This window comes from Streptomyces sp. TRM70350, from assembly GCF_019219825.1.
In the GTDB taxonomy this organism is placed as follows: Bacteria; Actinomycetota; Actinomycetes; order Streptomycetales; family Streptomycetaceae; genus Streptomyces.
This window is the reverse complement of the sequence record NZ_JAHUXH010000023.1, coordinates 82,153-100,295: the sequence shown is the minus strand read 5'-3', so window position 1 is coordinate 100,295 and position 18,143 is coordinate 82,153. Positions and strand designations below refer to the sequence as shown.

Below are 18,143 nucleotides of genomic sequence, written 5' to 3'. Positions count from 1 at the left end.
ACGGAGACGGCCCCGGCGGGGCCCGGCCGCCTGGGTGGCCATGTACCACTCCGTCGCGGACTGCACGGACGACCCGTTCAATGTCACCGTCTCCGCCGACCGCCTCGACCGCCAGCTCGCCTGGCTGCGTGGCCGCGGCCTGCGCGGGGTGAGCATGCGGGAACTGCTCGACGCCCGCGCCCGAGGAGAGGAACGGGGGCTCGTCGGGCTCACCTTCGACGACGGCTACGCCGACTTCCTCACCGCCGCGCTGCCCGTGCTGCGCCGTTGGCAGTGCGGCGCCACCGTGTTCCCGGTGGTCGGGCGACTCGGCGGGGAGAACGACTGGGAGCCGTCCGGCCCGTGCAAGCGGCTGCTCGACGCGGACGACATCCGCCTCATCACGGCCGCGGGCGTCGAGGTCGGCTCGCACGGACTCACACACGCCCACCTCACCGGAGTCCCGGACGACACGCTGCACGCCGAAGTCCACCACAGCCGCGTCCTGCTCGCCGAGATCACCGGTCAGGAGATCCAGGGCTTCTGCTACCCGTACGGCTCGGTCGACGCACGTGTCAGGGCCGCCGTGCACGCTGCGGGCTACCGCTACGCCTGCGCCACCGCCCCCGACCCCGAGGACGCCGGCGACCTGGCGCTGCCCCGCATCCACATCGGGCAGGCCGACACCGGGCTGCGTCTGGAGATGAAGCGACGGCTGGCTCGTGCCTGGAGACGTGCCGTGGAGGCCTCATGAGAGTGCTGCACGTCATCACCGGTCTCGGCGTGGGGGGAGCCGAGCAGCAACTGCGCCTGCTGGTGCGCCATCTGCCCGCGACATGCGACGTGATCACACTGGCCAACCCCGGTCCGGTCGCCGACGGGCTGGTTGCCGACGGCGTCCGCGTCACCGACCTCGGCATGCGCGGCAACCGCGACCTCCGCGCGCTCTTCCGTCTCGTCCGGCGGATCCGCGCCGGCCGCTACGACGTGGTGCACACGCACCTGTACCGGGCGTGCGTGTACGGCCGGATCGCCGCTCGCCTCGCGGGTGTCCGGGCCGTGGTGGCCACCGAGCACTCGCTGTGCGCGACGCGGTTGGAGGGCAGGACCCTGAACGCGGGCATCCGGGCCCTGTACCTGGCCACCGAGCGCCTTGGCCGTGCCACGGTCGCCGTCTCCCCGACGGGCGCCGGGCTGCTGCGCGACTGGGGCGTACCCGATGAGCGCATCCGCGTCGTCCCCAACGGCATCGACGCCTGCCGCTTCCGCTTCGACGAGGTGCGCCGCAAGGAGGCCCGCGCCTTCTACGGACTGCCCGAGGACGCCTACGTGGTGGGCGGCATCGGCCGCCTCGTCCCCGCCAAGCGCTTCGACGTGGTCGTGCGCGCGGTAGCCGAGCTGCCCGGCGACGTACGGCTGGTGCTGGCCGGTTCCGGGCCCGGGGAGGAGACACTGCGGCGCATCGCGCGAGAACTGGGGATCGCGGACCGGGTGGTACTCACCGGCGAGCTTCCCTACCTGCCGGATGCCCGCATTGACGCGCCGGAGCTCCCGGCGCTGCTGTCCGCGCTGGACGTGGTCGCCGCGCCCGGCACGGACGAGACGTTCGGCCTGGCCGTGCTGGAGGCCCTCGCGGCCGGGCTCCCCGTGCTGTACACGAGCGCTCCCGCCCTCGCCGACCTGCCGCCGGACGCGGCACCGGGCGCCCAGTGCCTGACGGGCGGTGCCGAGGAGTTCGCGCAGGAACTCCAGCGGCTGCGTGCGGCAGGACCCGGCGAACGAGCCGTACCGGACGCCGTGCGGCACTACGACATCGAGCGCACCGCCCGGCAGTTGATGGACGTGTACACGGCAGCCCTGGCGGCTGGTGGATCAACTAGGAAGTGAGTCCCCTGATGACCGACAACCCCAGCCGGCCCGTGCGACTGCCGCGCCGGATTCTCGCGCGCGTGTGGCGGCAACTTCCGCGGTGGCTGATCCCGGCGGGCGTACTGCTCGGTGCCGCGGCCGGAGGCGTGTACGGGGTGGTGAAGCCACCGCAGTACACGGCCACGAGCTACGTCATCGCCGTACCGACCGGCGAAACGAGCTCCGACGCCACGGCGGCACTCGGATTCGCTCAGGCCTACGGCCGTGTCGCGACACAGCTCGCCGTGCTGGCGGACGCGCAGATGTGGGCGGGCGTGCCGGTGAAGGAACTGCGCAGAAGCGTGCGCGCCGCCACCTCTCCCGACGCGCCGATGGTCGCGATCACGGCGGACTCCGAACACCGCGACCAGGCCGCCGACATCGCCAACGCCGTCTCTCACGCACTGACCGTGCAGGCCGACCGTGCCAAGAACGAGACCGGCATCCAGCTCGTGCTCCTGTCCCGAGCCCTCAAACCCACCGAGCCGTCGTCCGCGTCCCCGGCGCTGACCTCGCTCGTGGGCGCGAGCGCCGGAGGCCTGCTGGGCGGCCTCGCGCTGCTGGCCCGGCCCCGGCGGGCGGCGCCCACGAACCCGGACGGCCACACCGGGCGGGCCCAGCTGCCCGCCCCGGCCCCCGCCGCCGACACCGAGGGGGCGCTGTGACCACCGCAACCGGCCGTGCGGTGTCGGTGGAGGTATGCACCGACGAGCACGCGTTCGCGGAGCTGGCAGGGGAGTGGGGACGGCTGCACCGCGCCTGCGGGGCCGCGACGCCGTTCCAGAGCCACGCCTGGCTGCACTCGTGGTGGCGGTCGTACGGAACGCCGGGCGGGCTTCGGCTCGTCCTGGTGCGGGGCGACGGTGAACTGGTGGCTGCCGCACCGCTGATGCGGGTACGCCGCCCGTTTCCCACTCTGGTGCCGATCGGCGGCGCCATCACGGACTTCTGCGATGTGCTCCTCGACGAGAGAGCGGCTGCTCAGGGCGCCCCGGCGCTGGCGGACGCCCTGGCCGACCTGGCCCGCACCGCTCTGATCGACTTCCGTGAGGTGCGGCCGGGCGGCGTGGTGGAGCGGATCTACGACTGCTGGCGCGGTCCGCGTCACCTTGTGCCCGACTCGCTGTGCCTGGAGTTGCCCGCCGTCCCCATGGATCAGCTGATCGGGCGGCTGCCGTCGACGCGCGCTCGGCGGATCCGTAACAAGATCAGCAAGCTCGGACGGCTCGGCGTCGAGTGGCGTGTCGTGGGGCACGACGAAACAGAGGGTGCGCTGCGCCGACTTCTCGTGCTGCACCGGCTGCAGTGGCAGGGCAGGAAGGTGACGCCCGAGCACCTGCGGCCGAGGTTCCTGGAGCACCTGGTCCGCTCGGTGCCCGCGATGGTCCGGTCCGGCGATGCGGCCGTGAGGGAGTTCGTGCTCGACGGTGCCGTGGTGGCGGTAGCTCTGACAGTGCTGTCGAGGAGGTGGGAGGGCCTGTATTTGTACGGCGTCGACCCTCAACTGCTGGAGCGCAAGGCGGACGTGGCGACGATGCTGCTGCGTGCCTTCACCGAGGATCTCGTGGCCGGGGGCGAGCGTCAGGTCCTGAGCCTGCTGCGCGGCGACGAGCCCTACAAGCGCCGCTGGCACCCGGAGACCGTCGTCAACCAGCGTCTGCTGCTGGCCCGTCGCCGCACCGCGCCGCTGCTGGCGGCCGCGGCCGGCGAAGCCGCCGCGCGAGCCCGGGCCAAGAAGATCCTGCGCCGGAACGCCACCGCAGGATCCCCGGAGTCCGGGTAGGCGCTCGCGCCACCACCGTTGGGTCATTCTCCCGGCGTGCACGGGCAACCCGAAGGGCCGAAGCGTTCACCCGGCCTGCACGGGCAGCCCGTGGGGCGGGGGTGGGCAGGCGTCGGATTCGGAGTCGGATGCGGCGGCTCGACGGAAGCCGTGGGCGGCCGCGTGGAGGGGACCGACGGCTCCGGTTCCGGATCCGGCGCGTACTGACCGGACACCACCGCCCGGTAGACGGCGGACGCCCGGGAATTGGCGGAGCACTCCCAGACACCGTGCGGGCAGTAGTCGGTGACCGTGTGGTACAGCGGCTTGTGCTCGTCCAGCCACGCGAGCATGCGCAGCATGTACGTCACGTTGTCACCGTTACGGAACAGACCCCACTCGGGGTACGCGATCGGCTTGCCGTGCGCCTTCGCGAAGTCGACGTGGAACTGCAGGCCGTAGGGCTCGGACACCTGCTCGTCGAATGTGATCCCGTTCGGCTGGTCGTACGAGTCCATGCCGATGATGTCGACGACGTCGTCACCCGGATAGCACTTCGGCCACGGAATGTCGTCCACGCCCCGGTTCGGTGCGAACTCGAACATGAACCTCTGGCCGGGCACCGAGCGCATGGCGGTGACGATGCGCCGCCAGTACGCCTTCCAGTGCTTCGGGTTGGGGCCGCAGCGGTGGGTGTACGTGATGCCGTTCATCTCCCAGCCGAGCACCAGGATCGTGTCCGGCACCCCCAGGGCGACGAGGTTCTTTGCCAGCGTCCGGAAGTGCCGGTCGAACGCGCCGCCCGCGGCCTGCCGCAGCAGGTCTCTGACCTTGCTGTCGGGAAGATCCGCCTCGTTCTGTTCCATCAGCGGGACGTTGAGCACGAAGACCCGGTCGTCCTCGGCCCGCCGCCACTCGGCCCAGACGTCGAGGAAGTCCCGCCTGCCCTCGATGTTGCTCCACAGGTCTCCGGGCAGGTACGTGTGCCCCACGCGCACCTTGGCGCCGCCCAGCCATGTGCTGAACTCCTTGATCCGCTTCACGCCGCGGATGTCGTAGCCGACGTACGCGCCGAGGGCGGGGGCGTCCGATCCCGAGATGCCGTGGGGAGAGCACACGGAAGGGGTGGGACCCGTTGGCCGTGCGGAACCCGCAACCGGCAGGCAGTGTGGCGAATCAGGCTTGCCTGAAGTGTCGGCCTCAAGGCCCGGGTCCGGAACGACAACTGCCGACGCGAGCACTGCGACGAGCACCGCGACGAGTACCGCCGCGGCGAGTAGCGCCAGTCGCTTGTGGGTGGACCGGCGAGGCTCGGACGTCATTCCTACTCCTTCGGTGTGGCTGCCCCCTTATATCAAGACACAGCCATATATACGCTGAATGCACCAAATGAGTCGGGCGGCTCGGCGCTGATCGCCCGCAAAGAGGAACGGACGGACGGACGAGAAGTCTCGCCGGACGGAACGGAGCGGCGGGTGCCGGGCGCGAGGCGTCCGGCACCCGGTGTGCTACCGACGGGACTTGGCCCGGCCTCGCCGGTACAGCAGGGTTCCAGTGGCCAGCAGTGTCCCGCCGGCGGCCGTCGCGGCGAGGATGCTCTCAGCGCCGGTCTCGGGCATCTGGGGACGCGGCTTCGTGGGCGGTGCCTTCGGCGCGGGAGGCGTCGGCTTCGGCGACGGGGGGGCCGGAGGGGTGGTCTTCTCGGGAGGCGGGGGCGTGGTCGGCTTGCTGGGGGTGGGCGTCGGCTTGGGCGAGTCGTCCTCGCCGTAGCCGTATCCGTAGCAATCGCAGGAGGACTCGTCGCTCGGTTCCTCGGACCCGTATCCGGACGTGCCGTATCCCGATGTGCCGTATCCGGAGGTGCCGTATCCGGAGGTGCCGTATCCGGACGTGCCGTATCCGGACGTGGTGTCTTCGGACGTGCCGTAATCCGACGAGCTGTTCGTGGACGCGCCGTATTCCGACGAGCTGGCTTCGGATGTGCTGTCTTCGGTCGCGCCGTACCCGGACGTGCCGTATTCCGATGTGCCGTCCGTGGACGTGCCGTATCCGAAAGCGTCCTCCGGCTCATCCGGCTCATCAACGTCCAGCTCATCCAGGTCGACCCACCGAACCGTGTTGCCCGACAGCACAGCGGGTGAGTCCGTCGCGGCCCCATGCATGCGGGAGTCCGCGTACGCCCATGTGCCGTACAGAGACAGGGCGCTTGTCGCGGCGGCGGCCACGATCAATCCCTTGCTCAGGGTCTGTCGCACTCTCGTTGTCCTTTTCTCAGGCGGAAATGGGAAACCGGCGTCGGTCGTTGACGCGATCTTGTCGATCGCCGGGTTCCGCAGGGTCATCGCAGGGAGCGTGCTGCCGCACGTTCACACTCGCCACGACCTGCGGACTGTGAACGAGATATGGAGGCCCCAAGAAACCGGAACGCCTCGATCGCCGGGGAATTCACCCAATCGCTCTGCTACGAGCCGTGTTCGAGGGACGTGGGCACGGCGTCCCCCGAACGTGTGGCGTGCCGTTCGCTTTCGCCCCGGTCGGGTGAGCGGGCACCGGCCCGCCCGGCCGGGCGCCGATAGGGTCGCGCGGTGACCTCAACCCCCATCGAAACGCGACCCTTCCGCTCCGCGGAGCTGGGCACACTCGTGCTTCTCGCCTGGACCGGCGAGACCCCCGACGGTGACGTGCCCTACCTCCTCGCCTACTGCCTCGGCGACGCGGAGGACGGCCCCGAGGCCTCCTCCGCTGCCGTCCGCAAGCTGCTGGAGGACAACGGCCTGACCGTGGGCGGCGACATCGTCGACGGCAACGACGAGCCCGGCCTGACGGTTGAGCTGCGGGTGGAAGCGGGCGATGCGGTCGTCTCCCTGCCCTCCCTCGTCGCCCGGTGCGCCGCCCCGCCGAACTGGCTGGCCGCTGTCGCCGAACGCGGATACGCCCACCTTGTGTTCACCACCCGCCCGTGGCCGGAGGCCGTGCCCGGCAAGCCCGTCCGGGCTGAGGCGCTGGCCGCCTTCGTCGGCGCCGAGGAGACCCTGAAGGCCGCGGCCCATCTCGTCCTGCCGACCCCCAGCCCGGACGCCTGAAATGGGCGGGCGCCGGCGCCCCGGACGGCGGGGCGGTGGCCGCGGCCTCGTGATCGGCGTCGGCACGAGCCTGCGACCGGCGCCGCCTTCCCCCATCCGGTAGTGGCCCGACGTTCGACGCCGACTGTCTGTTCGGGAGCAGGTCGGTGGCGCGTTGGCGCCGACGCGCCTGCCCGGCTTCTTCTGCGCGCCCTCTCGCCGCCCCGCTCACCCGGACCGCATCACTCCATCGCCGCCCCAGTCACCGGTCCGGCCGCACCGCGGTGACCGGACGGGCCGTCCGGTGGTTACCGCTACGGACAACCGAACCGACGAGGAGTGAACGATGGGCGTAGGCGTCGGCGGAGCGTCGGCGGGCGGGCAGCACGGCACATCGGTCGCGGGGGCGCGGTCCCAGGGCAGAACGCGGCGGGAGGCAACGCGCAGGCTGGTCGTCTCGGCCGTCGCCGTGGCGCTCGCCCCGGTGGCCGCGGCCTGCCGACCCCCGCGCGTCCCGGACGACGGCCGGCAGGTCACCTCCTTCGAGGAGACCTACCGCGGCCGCCACATCCGGGGCGTCGAGGTCCACACGGAGCGGCGGGCCGCAGGCGGCCGGTGGGAGGTCACGATCGACGGCCGCCCGCTGCACCTGATGCGCCGCGCCGACGGCAGCTGGCTGAGCATGGTCGACCACTACTGCTCGTACCCGACCCCGCTCGCCGCGGCCCGCGGGGCGGTCGACGAACTGGGTCCCGGAGAGCAGCTGCGCGACCTGGCACCGGGCCCGATGGGCGGGGGATCGATGCACACAGGTGGTGAGCATGGCGTACACGCGTAAGGACGTCAGCAAGCTGACCCGCACCGAGCGGCGACGGTTCGTCGGAGCCCTGCTGGAGCTCAAACGGCGTGGTGAGTACGACGAGTTCGTACGGATGCACGTCGCGTACTACACCCCCGACGGCGAGCGCGGGCTGCGCTCCGCCCACATGACGCCCTCCTTTCTGCCCTGGCACCGCAAGTTGCTGCTGGACCTGGAGCGGGCGCTGCGCCGGGTCGACGCGTCGGTGACGGTGCCGTACTGGGACTGGACCCGCGACCGCACGGCCACCTCCGTGCCGTGGACCGACGACCTGCTCGGCGGCAACGGGCGGCCATCGGACCGGCAGGTGATGACAGGCCCGTTCGCCTACAGAGAGGGCCGCTGGACCATCAAAGAGGGCGTGACTGACGGGAGGTACCTCACCCGCGACCTCGGCCGCGCCCGCAACCCGATCGAGCTGCCGACCAAGAACGAACTGGAGTGGGCGCTCAAGGATGGCGTGTACGACACGTATCCGTACGACTCGACGGTCACCAAAGGGTTCCGCAACAAACTGGAGGGGTGGGGGACGGGCCGGGGCAGCGTCTCCTGGCGCAACCACAACCGGGTGCACCGCTGGATCGGCGGGACGATGCTCGGCGGCGCCTCCCCCAACGACCCCGTCTTCTGGCTGCATCACGCCTACGTCGACCTGCAGTGGACCCGCTGGCAGCAGCGGCACCGCGCCCACCGCTACCTCCCGGCCGAGCCGCCCGGCGTGGGCAACGCCCAGCACGGCCGGATCGTGGCCCGGCACCAGAGGCTGCCGCCGTGGGACGTGACGCCGGACGAGCTGGATGACATGGGCGCCATCTACCGGTACGAGTGAGGCCCGTTCACGAAAGGCGCACTCAACGTGCATGGGCATCCGCGGGGGATGCCTGATTCGGTCAACACCGAATGATCGCTTCGCTGTTCGGGTCGTCGCACGTTCCGTTGAAAAATCGGCGACACGGCGGCCACTGCTCGCGTGCACGGCTTTCCCTTGATCGTCTTTGTGTCTTCTGCGAACGGAGACGCCCTGTGCGAATTTCTGACATTCAGCGCTGCGAGGTCCGGCCCGGACGGCTCGTCGAGTGGACGTTCAGCCCGGCGACCGTCGCAGCGGCGGCGGCGCTGCCGCCGGATCCGCGGCCGCCGGCGTACATCCAGGAGTCGCACATCAGGACGGCGCGATCGGTGCGCGAGGACGGTCTGTTCGTACCGACCTGGCTGGGCACGGCGTTCGACCTGCCGGGCCGGGCCGACCTCGACGCACTGGAGGAGGCGCTACGCGGCTGGATGCTGCGGCACGAGACGCTGCGCAGCGGCTTCCGGTGGGCCGGTGACGAGATGCAGCGGTTCACGCTCGACGGCAACGACGTGTCGCTGAGTCGCGAGGTGATCGGCGACTTCACCGACGCGGGCACGCTGGTACGGCACCTGCAGGACCGTTTCGACGTGGCGGCGGACGCGCTCGGCTGGCCGAACCACATCTACGCGGCGGTCGTCCGCGACGACTCCACCAGCGTGTACATGGCCTTCGACCACACCAACGTCGACGCCTACTCCCTCCAGCGCATCCCGGAGGAGATCCACGAGCTCTACGCGGCGCGTCTGGCGGGCCGTGCCGTGCCCGGGGCTCCGGCCGGCAGCTACGTCGACTTCTGCGAGTTGGAGCGGGCGAGCGCGGACGGGATCGACGACTCACACGCGATCGTCGCCCGCTGGCGCGAGTTCATCGGCCGGTGCGACGGACGGCTGCCCAGCTTTCCCGTCGACCTCGGCCTGGAACCCGGGGTCGGGCTGCCCGCGCAGAAGCTCATGCGTGAGCCACTCGTTGACGCGGACGCCGCCGCCGCGTTCGAGGCGTACTGCCGGCCCTTCGGCGGCAGCCTGGTGGGCTTCCTCGCCGCAACGAGCCTGATCGTCCACGAACTTGGCGGGCAGCCGGTCTACCGCACGGTCGTGCCGTTCCACACCCGGCTGAAGTCCGTGTGGTCGGACTCCGTGGGCTGGTACGTCGGCGGCGCGCCGATCGAGGTGGTCGCGGCGCGGGACTTCGACGAGGCGCTTACGGCGGTCCGCGCCGAACTGCACGCCAACCGGTCGCTGGCGCGTATGCCGCTGGCCCGGGTGCTGCGCCTGCTCGGCGCGGACTTCCGCCCGACCTCGCCCGACCTGTACTCGATCGTGTCGTACGTCGACGCCCGCGTCGTCCCCGGCTCCGCCCGCTGGGCCGAGCGGAAGGCGTACGGACTGATCCGGGTGTCGTACGGCGACCAGGTGTGCGCCTGGGTCAACCGGCTGCACGAGGGCCTGTGGTTCGCCTGTCGCTATCCGGACACCGACGCGGCTTACAAGAACATGCGGCGGTATGTCGAGGGGTTGCGGAACCTGGTCGTTTCCGTGGCCACGCGGACATCACGCACGGACTGAGTCAGAACAACTCTCCCGTCCTTTACCAGCGTTGGCGCCATTTCGGCACGGATGCGGATCCGCCCCGCTCTCGCCGAGAACACCGTGACAATGTGACCGCCTTCGCCAAGTGAACCGTGGGCACGCCGGGTTGACTCGTCGCCGCCGCGGACCGAGCGGTGTGCCGCGGCGTGTCCGACGGTGATTACTGCTAGTGTTCATTCAGTCACGGTAGGCAACCAGCCTCGATGTAACAGGCAATGAAGAACCGAGGGTTCCATGCGTAAGCTTCAGCAGGTCGTGATCGCAGCAGTGGCGGCCGGCGGTCTGTCGGCTGTCGGTGCCGGCGCCGGTACCGCCTTCGCCCACGATGGCGGGCTGGAGGCGAACGACCTCTACCGCCCCTACCAGGAGTGCAGCCCGCAGACGGTGGCCGAGACCGACCTGCCGGTCGGCGTGCTCGGTCTCGCCCAGACCTTCGACACCACCTGCGGTCAGTTCAACAACGCCTTCACTCGCTGAGGGCGGCGGCGCATTCGTGCGCGACGCGGGCCCCATGGGGGTCAGCCCGAAAGGGCCCGCGTCTCGCCCGGCCGGAGCTCTGAAATCCGGCGCGCCAGTGAGCGGTTGCCGGTCATCGCGTTCCACCGCACCGGCACCGCTCAAGCCCACGAAGGCCCGTGCGGCGGCTACTTCACGCGCTGCGGCAACAGTGCCTGTCTCCCCGACATCATCAGGGCCCGGCGTGGCCGGTTCGCGGCGCACGGCGCCCGGGCACCCTCACAAAGGAAACGCACCCCATGTTCAGTACGAAGAAGATCGCGGCCGTTTCGGGGCTTCTGGGTGGCCTCGCCGTGACCTGCACCGGCGTCACCCAGGCGTACGCCGCGGCGGGCCCGGGCGCCTGCACTCGCGACGCTGAGGGCAACATCACCTGCATCCAGTGGGTCACCGGCCACCCGGCCGAAGGTGAGAGGGCCATCGCCAAGCAGTCACAAAACTGCGTGCCGGTGCAGCCTTTGACGTTGCCCGCCCCCTTCGCCCTGCTGAGCCGGGGGAGCACGAAGATCGGGCCCGAGGTGACGTGCGACAGTTCCACGCCGGACACCAGCGACAGTGGCGACACCCCGGTGCTGTCTCGTCTGCTGGGCTGAGCCCCGGCGGATCTTCCGACACTTCGTCACATTCAAGCCGTGGATGGCCGGACCGGGATGACCTGGGCCGGCCATCCGCTGCTTCCAGGACCGCGCATCCGCGCGTCGGCGGGTAAATGGGTGACCGCCGCCGACTGCCCGTGACTCGGCGCCGGGGGAACGTCGTTGCCTTCAAGAGATGAGGCGAGGCGGACGGAACGGCGCCTCGCCATGAGCCGACACGACGGAAGGACAGAGATCCCAAAATGCTACGGAGCGTGTGTATATGCTCACATTAAGTAGTCAACCCATGGCTTTATGCCAGGCAAGAAAGGGTCAACCATGCGCAAGTTTCAGCGCGCCGCCGTCGTAGCCGCAGCGGTCGCGGGGCTGTCCACCCTCGGCGTCGGCGTCAGCTTCGCCAACGGCGGGGACGTTCCGCAGATCACCGCGATCGCCAACTCGCAGGCCAACGCCGTGGCCACGTGGGGCGGCTTCCCCCACTCCCAGCCGAAGGCCGCGCCGGAGTCGGCTCCGTACGCCGCGCCGCAGGCCGCTCCGTACGCTGCCCCGCAGGCCGCTCCTCAGACGGCCCCCTACGCTGCCCCGCAGGCCGCTCCTCAGCCCGCTCCGTACGCCGTGCCCGAGGTGAACTACGGTCAGTACGCCTCCCCCGACGGCTACAGGTAAAGAAGCGCCCGGGCTCGACGCGCACATTTCAGCGTCGCCCGGCGGCTTCCTGGAGGCCAACGCTCTGGAGTCAGAAACACCGTGCTCAGCGGTGTGCTGAGTGACACCCTCAACGGCACAGGCGGCCCGGACGCGCAGCAGACCCACCAGGGTGCGCGTCCGGGCCGCAAAAATGCCGTCGCCGAAACGCATCTGAAAGCGCGTCAGGCGGCGGGTCCCGTCTTTCGACCTTCTCCAAGGCTCGGGCGCACGCCGGTCAACGGCACAGGCGCCCGGGCCTCGATTTGCAAAGGAAGCAGCACATGATCGGTCGCCGGAAGATCGCAATCGTCTCGGGACTCCTTGGAACTCTGGCTGTGCTCTACGGCGGTGCCACCCAGGCATACGCTGATGAACCCTCGGGCGTGTGCACGCTCAACAGCCAGGGTGACATCGTCTGCATCAAGAAGAGCGAGGTCGTCCATCAGGACAAGGACGGCACGCACGTCATCAAGCAGAAGCAGAACTGCCAGACGCTGGAGCGGCCGCGCCTCGTGTTTCCCGACAGTCACCTGCTGAACGGCGGGTCCACGAAGGTCGGACCGGTTGTGGAGTGCTCCAACAAGGCGGAGGTGCCCAAGGGTTACAAGCTGCCTGAGTTGAAGTTCTGACAGGCGCGATCGGCGAATGCCGGACCGGGTTCGCTCCCGATCCGGCATTCCGGCTTTCTGGCCCGCTTGGTGAGGCATTTCGGCTTTCTGGGCATCCTGGCAACACAAAAGCCCCGGTGCCCCGGCCAGAGGCCGGGGCACCGGGGAAGGGGTCTTGGCCTATCTCACTTGCCGACGCTGTTGCTGCAGCCCATGGTCGAGCCCAGACCGGTCTCCTGCGCGCCCGGGTTGCCCTCGCCGTTGAGCAGGTTGCCGCCCAGGCCGTTGGCGATGCCGACCTGGCCGAGGATGTCGACGTTGGTGTCGTGCGACCTGCAGGTGGTGCTCTGCAGGACGTTGAAGCTCGTGCCCTTGTGGCCCCAGCCGCCCGGGCCCTGGTCCGCGGTGGCAGTGCCGGCGCTCAGGAGTCCGACGCTCCCGAGGGCGGCGACCACGACGGCGGCCTTGCGGAGCTTGTGCATGTCATCTCCGGTGGAGTGAAGTGGGTTGCGATCTGCGACAGATCGACTTCGTACAGTTACGGAGGCTAATAGGAAATATCCCAAAGCAACCGGCGGCACGCCGAATTCGGAGAACTCTCACCACCTTGGCCGATGGCCGGTAAATGGTTCGCCTTGTGTGTGAATCTCGCAAGTGAATTGGACAAAAAGGGGTCCCGGCGCCGGGGTGATCCTCGGTGCCGGGACCTGTTTCCCGCTCTCGGCCGGTTGTGCGGCCGTCGTGCGCTTAGAAGGCGCTGTTGTTGCAGCCCATGGAGGAGCCGATGTGGGTGTCCTGCCCACCGGCGTTGCCCTCGCCGTTGAGCGCGTTGCCCAGCAGGCCGTTGAGCAGCCCGACCTGGCCGAGGACGTCGAGGTTCAGGTCGTGCGACTTGCAGTGGGAGCTCTGCAGGACGCTGAACTTGTCCCCGCCCTTGCGGCCGTGGCCGTCGTGCCCGTTGGCGCTGGCGGTCCCGGCGCTCAGAAGTCCGACGCTGCCGAGAGCGACGACCACGACGGCAGCCTTGCGAAGCTTGTGCATGTCATCTCCGGTGGAGTGAAGTGGGTGCGATCTGCGGAAGATCGACTGCTTACAGTCACGGAGATTATTAGGAAATATCCCAAAACGGGCAGCGACGCGCCGGTTTCGTGGTCTCGTGGCAGAAGCACCCTGACGTCGTACGGCATGCGGACAGGCCCTTCGGGGATGCCCGAAGGGCCTGGGTGGACGCCGATGTCCGGCCGCCCGACGCCTCTAGCGGGTGTGGAGGGCGCTGGCGAGCGCGTTCGACTGGCTATTGGCCTGGGTGCAGTTGACGCCCTGGGCCTCGGAGGCGGCGAGTACGGCGACCGGGAGATTCGCGTTGAGCAGGGACTGCGGGCTGCACTCCTGGTATGGACGGAAAAGGTTGGTCTGGCTCGGCGGGGCGGCCGGCGCCAAGGCGGTCTGCGGTGAACTCTGCGGGTTGAGCTGCGGGTTGAGCTGAGGGCTGAGCTGCGGATTGATCTGCGGGCTGACCTCGGCGGGCTGCTGCGGGGCCGCTTGATACATCGGGGCCGGCGAGCCGTTGGTGTGCGAGGCGGCCTGAGCGGCGGTCCACGCGCCGGCCTGGGCGTCCTGCTGTCCAATGGGGAGCGGAGCAGCACCGTTGTACGCGACGGGAGCGTCGGCGACGCTGGAGCCAGTGCCGATGGCGGACAGACCGCCGGCTGCTGCGACGACGAGCGCGACCTGTTGAAGTTTGCGCATGGAACCCTCGGCCCTTCATTGACCTGTGCATGGAACGTATGGGAATAGCTGATGAGCCAGCGCAGCCTGTGTCGTTCTTGCTGCCGGGCGGCTGCGGTGAGCCATCGCTCTGGCCCAGTGGGGAACGAGACAAGTGCTGGTCCAGGCACGGGTGCTGGGACGTGGTCACTCATTTGCCCCAATGCCGTACGGCAAGTCCTTGCGGCCGGGCCCCTTCGGTCGGAAGGGAACCGTACAGCAATCCGGTGGACGGCAAACGGGTGAGGGGCTTTTGGATCCCGTGACCGGGTCAGGAGAAATGTCGTTGCCAGCGGGGAGAGGACAGCGACCGTGCATCAGAGAGGGACAAGGAGACTCGCTGCCTGCTCCGGCATGAAGTCCACGCGGCAGCCCAGGAATACGCCTGCAGGGCGCAGTACGAACATCGGACTGGGCGCACGCAAGACTGCACTGAATACAACGAATTCCCCTGTACAGGTATTGAAGGGCCGAGGGTTCCATGCGAAAGCTCCACAAGGCCGCGCTCGTCGCAGCAGCGGCCGGCGGTCTGACCGCCATCGGCGCCGGCGTCAGCCATGCCGACTCTCCCGTCGGGTACAGCGGTGCTCCGGCTCCTGCACCCCACTACCCGGCACCCCACTACCCGGCTCCCCAGTACGCGGCTCCCCAGTACGCGGCTCCCCAGTACGCGGCTCCCCAGTACTCCGCACCGCAGTACGCGGCTCCCCAGTACGCGGCTCCCCAGTACTCCGCACCGCAGTACGCGGCTCCCCAGTACGCGGCACCCCAGTACGCCGCCCCCGCGCCTGCTCCCCACTACTCCGCACCCCAGCACAGCGGACCGCAGGCCAGGGCGGCATCCGGTTCGGCGGGCACCGCACAGGTCGCCGTTCCGCAGCCGGCCCACCAACCGGTCCAGCACGTTCTCCCGGCGTCGGCCCCGCAGCAGGGCGGTTACGCCTCCGCCTCGGCCTCGTCGGGGGGCTACGCGCAGGTCTCCAACGCGCCCCACGCCCCGCAGCAGGCCGCCCCCCAGCAGCCGGCGCAGGTCATGCCGCAGGTCACCCCGCAGACGGCGCCGCAGGTCATGCCGCAGGTCGCCCCGCAGGTCGCCGTACCCCAGGCCTTCACTCCGGCGCCCGGGCCGCGTGTCACCCCGCAGGTGAACCCGCAGGTGAACCCGCAGGTGAACCCGCTCATCAACCCGCTGCTCGCGCCGGCTGGGCCACCGCAGGTACCCGGGCTCGGCCTCGGACAGGTTGCGGCGCCTCCCGTGGGCCAGTTGGGTCTGCCCCGGCTCGGCTGACGGCCTTCCCGTAAGTGTCCACCGTCCCAACTCGATCCGCTGCACACCACATCCGCTCGACCAACGGAGAAGAAATGCGCAAGCTTCACAAGGCCGCTCTCGTGGGCGCCGTCCTCGGTAGTGTCGGCTCCCTCGGCGTCGGCACCGCCTTCGCACACGGTGAGGCGTGGGCCCACGACCTCGACGTCCACCAGGGCATCGAGTGTCGCTCGCACGACATGAACATCGACGTCCTCGGCAGCCTGGGCGCCCTCAACGGCGTGCTGGCCAACGCGCTCAACGGCGAAGGGTCGCCGGGCGCGCAGCCCACCCACCTCGGTTCGGACATGGGTTGTAACAGCCGGGCGTTCTGACCTGCCGCGCTGCACGCCCCTCCCACCGAGGAGTGGGTAGATCTGGCAGCGGACAGAAGGCGCGTCGAAGGCACCGCAGCGCGTCGCGGGGGCTCTTGCCCTCGCGGACGCGGCGCGGTGCAGCCGGGCGGCCGCGGCCGGGGGCGGAATCGGCCGTCCACTGTCGGCGACCGAGCTGATGGGGGAAACGAAGGTGGTGGAGGTGGGCCACCATGGCCGACGGGGCCGTCCACCCTCGGCCGGTACGGTGCGGCACATCCGGCTCACCGAGGGGTCCCTCGGCATCCACGTACACGACGGGGTCACGGCACGCCGTGTTCGCGTCACGCGCAAAGCCCACACGAGCTGGCGGGGGCGGGCGGACATCACCGAGCGCCCTGCCTGCGAGGGCAGGGTGTACGGCGCGATTGTCCCGGGCGCCTTCTCCCGCCGGTTGGTGGGGTGATCCGACGACGCTTCGCCCACCGCGGCGCCCACCACCAACGAGCTGATCGTGGCCATCGGCGGCCAGGACTCGCTGTCCGGCGGCACCACCACCCCCTCCGCTCACGAGCTGCAGTTGGGCTCCTGGGCGCTGAGGGGGTGATGTGTGCCTCGATGTGCTGCCTGGCGGAGCCGGCCTCGTGGGCCAGGGCGGGCAGGCGCTGGGCGTAGGCCTGTGCGTGTTCGTGTGCGGCGCGCCGCCGACGTTAGATGCGCAGCAGGGGCTCCGGCCGACGGGCGAGCCGTGGCAGCGGGGTGTCGTTCTCCTTCTGCGGTGGCGCACCTGCGGCAGGCGGCGATCAGCGGGGTGAGCTCCTTGGTGGGGCTGGTTCTTGAGGAAGTGCGCGAGTGCGCGTAGTGGGGGCGGTCGTTTTGCCGGGCCCGGCGGAGACCGGGCCCGGCGGAGACCGGCGGTTCGGGGCGGTCTGTTGTTCCTCTTCTCTCCCTCTTCGCCGTCGTCCTCCATCTCCCGGGCGGCGAGGCGGAGGGGGTGCGTGCGGCTCGCCGGGATCGTGTTCCGCCGAGTGGTGTAGCCGATCGAGGCTCGGGAACGCGGGGGTGCCTGCTCCCTGGGCAAGGGCTTGGCTACCGCGCAGGTCCCCCTGGTGAACGGCCAGGTTCAACCGGGGGATCGTGCGATGGTCCCATCGCTGGCGACGTCTTGGCGTTGATCGAGACGCGCGGGACGGGATCCCTAGTGGTGTGGATGGTGCTGCTTGGCGGACTTGTCCGGGTAGGCGGGCTTCGCCGGGTAGGCGGGCTTGTCCGGGTAGGCGGGCTTCGCGGGGTAGGCGGGCTTGTCCGGGTAGGCGGGCTTCGCGGGGTAGGCGGGCTTGTCCGGGTAGGCGGGCTTCACCGGGTGGGCAGGCTTGTCCGGGTAGGCGGGCTTGTCCGGGTAGGCGGGCTTGTCGGGGTAGGCGGGCTTCGCGGGGTGGGCGGGCTTGTCCGGGTAGGCGGGTTTGGCGGGGTAGGCGGGCTTCACCGGGTGGGCGGGTTTGGCGGGGTAGGCGGGCTTGTCGGGGTAGGCGGGCTTGTCGGGGTGGGCGGGCTTGTCCGGGTAGGCGGGTTTGGCGGGGTGGGCGGGCTTGTCCGGGTGGGCGGGTTTGGCGGGGTGGGCGGGCTTGTCCGGGTGGGCGGGTTTGGCGGGGTAGGCGGGCTTCACCGGGTGGGCGGGTTTGGCGGGGTAGGCGGGCTTCACCGGGTAGGCGGGCTTCACCGGGTAGGCGGGCTTCACCGGGTAGGCGGGTTTGGCGGGGTGGGCGGGTTTGGCGGGGTGGGCGGGCTTCGCTGGGTGGGCGGGCTTGTCGGGGTAGGCGGGCTTCGCGGGGTGGGCGGGCTTGTCGGGGTAGGCGGGCTTCGCGGGGTAGGCGGGCTTCGCCATGTAGGCAGGCTTCGCCGGGTACGCAGGCTTCATCGGGGACGGCGGGTGCGGGTTGGTGTGGTCGTGAGCGTAGGCGGCTCCCGCGTTCGCCAGAGGGGCTGCGACGAGCGCGGCAGCTACGGCGGCTGACGGCAGAACAGATCGCCATCGCGGCGGTGACGTCATTTTCTCCACTCTCCTCTACTTGGTTCAGCGCTTGGTGACAGCTGGTCAGTACCAAGAGCCGGACAGTGGAATGAATAGGAAATCGGAGAATATGAATAACGCTGTGACGGTCATAAGCCACCGGATGGTGTAACACAGCACGCCTGTTGGCCCGGCTGAAGGCCGCAGGTTGGGTCAGGAGGGGTTCATGGGCGAGAACTCCGACGGCTGACCACGGCCGGGCCCGGCACGACTCTCGCGGTGCTGCCGACCGGCGGGAACCGCAACGTCGTCACCCGTCTGCTGCC

The 18,143-nt window shown here is 70.0% G+C and carries 20 protein-coding genes; 14 read left to right on the top strand and 6 right to left on the bottom strand.

Features of this window, described 5'->3' with window-relative positions; all coding sequences use genetic code 11:
* Window positions 1-40 precede the first annotated feature (40 nt).
* The 4 genes from KWI83_RS27910 to KWI83_RS27895 are packed head-to-tail and all read left to right on the top strand — an operon-like array spanning window position 41 to window position 3,670.
* Entirely contained in the window at window positions 41-733 is a 693-nt protein-coding gene (locus KWI83_RS27910; RefSeq protein WP_256362904.1) for a polysaccharide deacetylase family protein, read from the top strand.
* Window positions 730-1,866 (top strand): glycosyltransferase, encoded by a 1,137-nt coding sequence (locus KWI83_RS27905; RefSeq protein WP_218517151.1) that lies wholly within the window; start codon window positions 730-732, stop codon window positions 1,864-1,866. Before KWI83_RS27910 ends, KWI83_RS27905 begins: the two co-directional genes overlap by 4 nt.
* Before the next feature lie 8 nt (window positions 1,867-1,874).
* Window positions 1,875-2,552, top strand: coding sequence for a lipopolysaccharide biosynthesis protein (locus KWI83_RS27900; protein ID WP_218517150.1), 678 nt, complete (start codon window positions 1,875-1,877; stop codon window positions 2,550-2,552).
* Complete coding sequence (locus KWI83_RS27895) at window positions 2,549-3,670, top strand: GNAT family N-acetyltransferase (RefSeq protein WP_218517149.1); 1,122 nt, start codon at window positions 2,549-2,551, stop codon at window positions 3,668-3,670. Before KWI83_RS27900 ends, KWI83_RS27895 begins: the two co-directional genes overlap by 4 nt.
* A 23-nt stretch (window positions 3,671-3,693) precedes the next feature.
* Here KWI83_RS27895 and KWI83_RS27890 read toward each other — a convergent pair whose 3' ends face one another.
* Complete coding sequence (locus tag KWI83_RS27890) at window positions 3,694-4,971, bottom strand: glycoside hydrolase family 26 protein (protein WP_218517148.1); 1,278 nt, start codon at window positions 4,969-4,971, stop codon at window positions 3,694-3,696.
* A gap of 186 nt (window positions 4,972-5,157) precedes the next feature.
* Window positions 5,158-5,904: an LPXTG cell wall anchor domain-containing protein gene (locus tag KWI83_RS27885; RefSeq protein ID WP_308122217.1), complete on the bottom strand. Its 747-nt coding sequence runs from the start codon at window positions 5,902-5,904 to the stop codon at window positions 5,158-5,160.
* Window positions 5,905-6,234: 330 nt separating this feature from the next.
* Here KWI83_RS27885 and KWI83_RS27880 point away from each other — a divergent pair, with 330 nt between their 5' ends.
* The 8 genes from KWI83_RS27880 (at window position 6,235) to KWI83_RS27845 (ending at window position 12,440) form a co-directional block, all read left to right on the top strand.
* On the top strand, window positions 6,235-6,732 hold the full coding sequence (locus tag KWI83_RS27880; protein ID WP_218517147.1) for a DUF5949 family protein: 498 nt from the start codon (window positions 6,235-6,237) through the stop codon (window positions 6,730-6,732).
* Between the two features lie 325 nt (window positions 6,733-7,057).
* Window positions 7,058-7,549, top strand: coding sequence for a tyrosinase cofactor (locus tag KWI83_RS27875; RefSeq protein ID WP_218517146.1), 492 nt, complete (start codon window positions 7,058-7,060; stop codon window positions 7,547-7,549).
* Window positions 7,533-8,399, top strand: coding sequence for a tyrosinase family protein (locus KWI83_RS27870; protein WP_218517145.1), 867 nt, complete (start codon window positions 7,533-7,535; stop codon window positions 8,397-8,399). The genes KWI83_RS27875 and KWI83_RS27870 overlap by 17 nt, the downstream gene beginning before the upstream one ends.
* A gap of 194 nt (window positions 8,400-8,593) precedes the next feature.
* Entirely contained in the window at window positions 8,594-9,988 is a 1,395-nt protein-coding gene (locus tag KWI83_RS27865) for a condensation domain-containing protein (RefSeq protein WP_218517144.1), read from the top strand.
* Between the two features lie 258 nt (window positions 9,989-10,246).
* Window positions 10,247-10,489, top strand: coding sequence for a hypothetical protein (locus KWI83_RS27860; protein ID WP_218517143.1), 243 nt, complete (start codon window positions 10,247-10,249; stop codon window positions 10,487-10,489).
* A 278-nt stretch (window positions 10,490-10,767) separates the two neighbouring features.
* Window positions 10,768-11,121 (top strand): hypothetical protein, encoded by a 354-nt coding sequence (locus KWI83_RS27855; protein WP_218517142.1) that lies wholly within the window; start codon window positions 10,768-10,770, stop codon window positions 11,119-11,121.
* Between the two features lie 321 nt (window positions 11,122-11,442).
* A complete protein-coding gene (locus KWI83_RS27850; protein WP_218517141.1) occupies window positions 11,443-11,790 on the top strand; it encodes a hypothetical protein in 348 nt (115 codons plus the stop codon).
* Window positions 11,791-12,092: 302 nt separating this feature from the next.
* On the top strand, window positions 12,093-12,440 hold the full coding sequence (locus tag KWI83_RS27845) for a hypothetical protein (RefSeq protein WP_256362903.1): 348 nt from the start codon (window positions 12,093-12,095) through the stop codon (window positions 12,438-12,440).
* A gap of 164 nt (window positions 12,441-12,604) precedes the next feature.
* Here the strand turns inward: KWI83_RS27845 and KWI83_RS27840 are convergent, their stop codons facing one another.
* From KWI83_RS27840 to KWI83_RS27830, 3 genes are all read right to left on the bottom strand, one after another.
* Window positions 12,605-12,901 (bottom strand): hypothetical protein, encoded by a 297-nt coding sequence (locus KWI83_RS27840; protein WP_218517140.1) that lies wholly within the window; start codon window positions 12,899-12,901, stop codon window positions 12,605-12,607.
* A 265-nt stretch (window positions 12,902-13,166) separates the two neighbouring features.
* Window positions 13,167-13,460, bottom strand: coding sequence for a hypothetical protein (locus tag KWI83_RS27835; protein ID WP_218517139.1), 294 nt, complete (start codon window positions 13,458-13,460; stop codon window positions 13,167-13,169).
* 213 nt (window positions 13,461-13,673) lie between these two features.
* On the bottom strand, window positions 13,674-14,168 hold the full coding sequence (locus tag KWI83_RS27830; RefSeq protein WP_218517138.1) for a hypothetical protein: 495 nt from the start codon (window positions 14,166-14,168) through the stop codon (window positions 13,674-13,676).
* A gap of 499 nt (window positions 14,169-14,667) precedes the next feature.
* Here KWI83_RS27830 and KWI83_RS27825 point away from each other — a divergent pair, with 499 nt between their 5' ends.
* Window positions 14,668-15,474 carry a hypothetical protein gene (locus KWI83_RS27825; RefSeq protein ID WP_218517137.1) on the top strand — a complete coding sequence of 269 codons (807 nt, stop codon included), beginning with the start codon at window positions 14,668-14,670 and terminating at the stop codon, window positions 15,472-15,474.
* A 74-nt stretch (window positions 15,475-15,548) separates the two neighbouring features.
* Complete coding sequence (locus KWI83_RS27820; protein WP_218517136.1) at window positions 15,549-15,827, top strand: hypothetical protein; 279 nt, start codon at window positions 15,549-15,551, stop codon at window positions 15,825-15,827.
* Window positions 15,828-17,004: 1,177 nt separating this feature from the next.
* Here the strand turns inward: KWI83_RS27820 and KWI83_RS27815 are convergent.
* Entirely contained in the window at window positions 17,005-17,691 is a 687-nt protein-coding gene (locus KWI83_RS27815) for a hypothetical protein (RefSeq protein WP_218517135.1), read from the bottom strand.
* Between the last annotated feature and the right edge of the window lie 452 nt (window positions 17,692-18,143).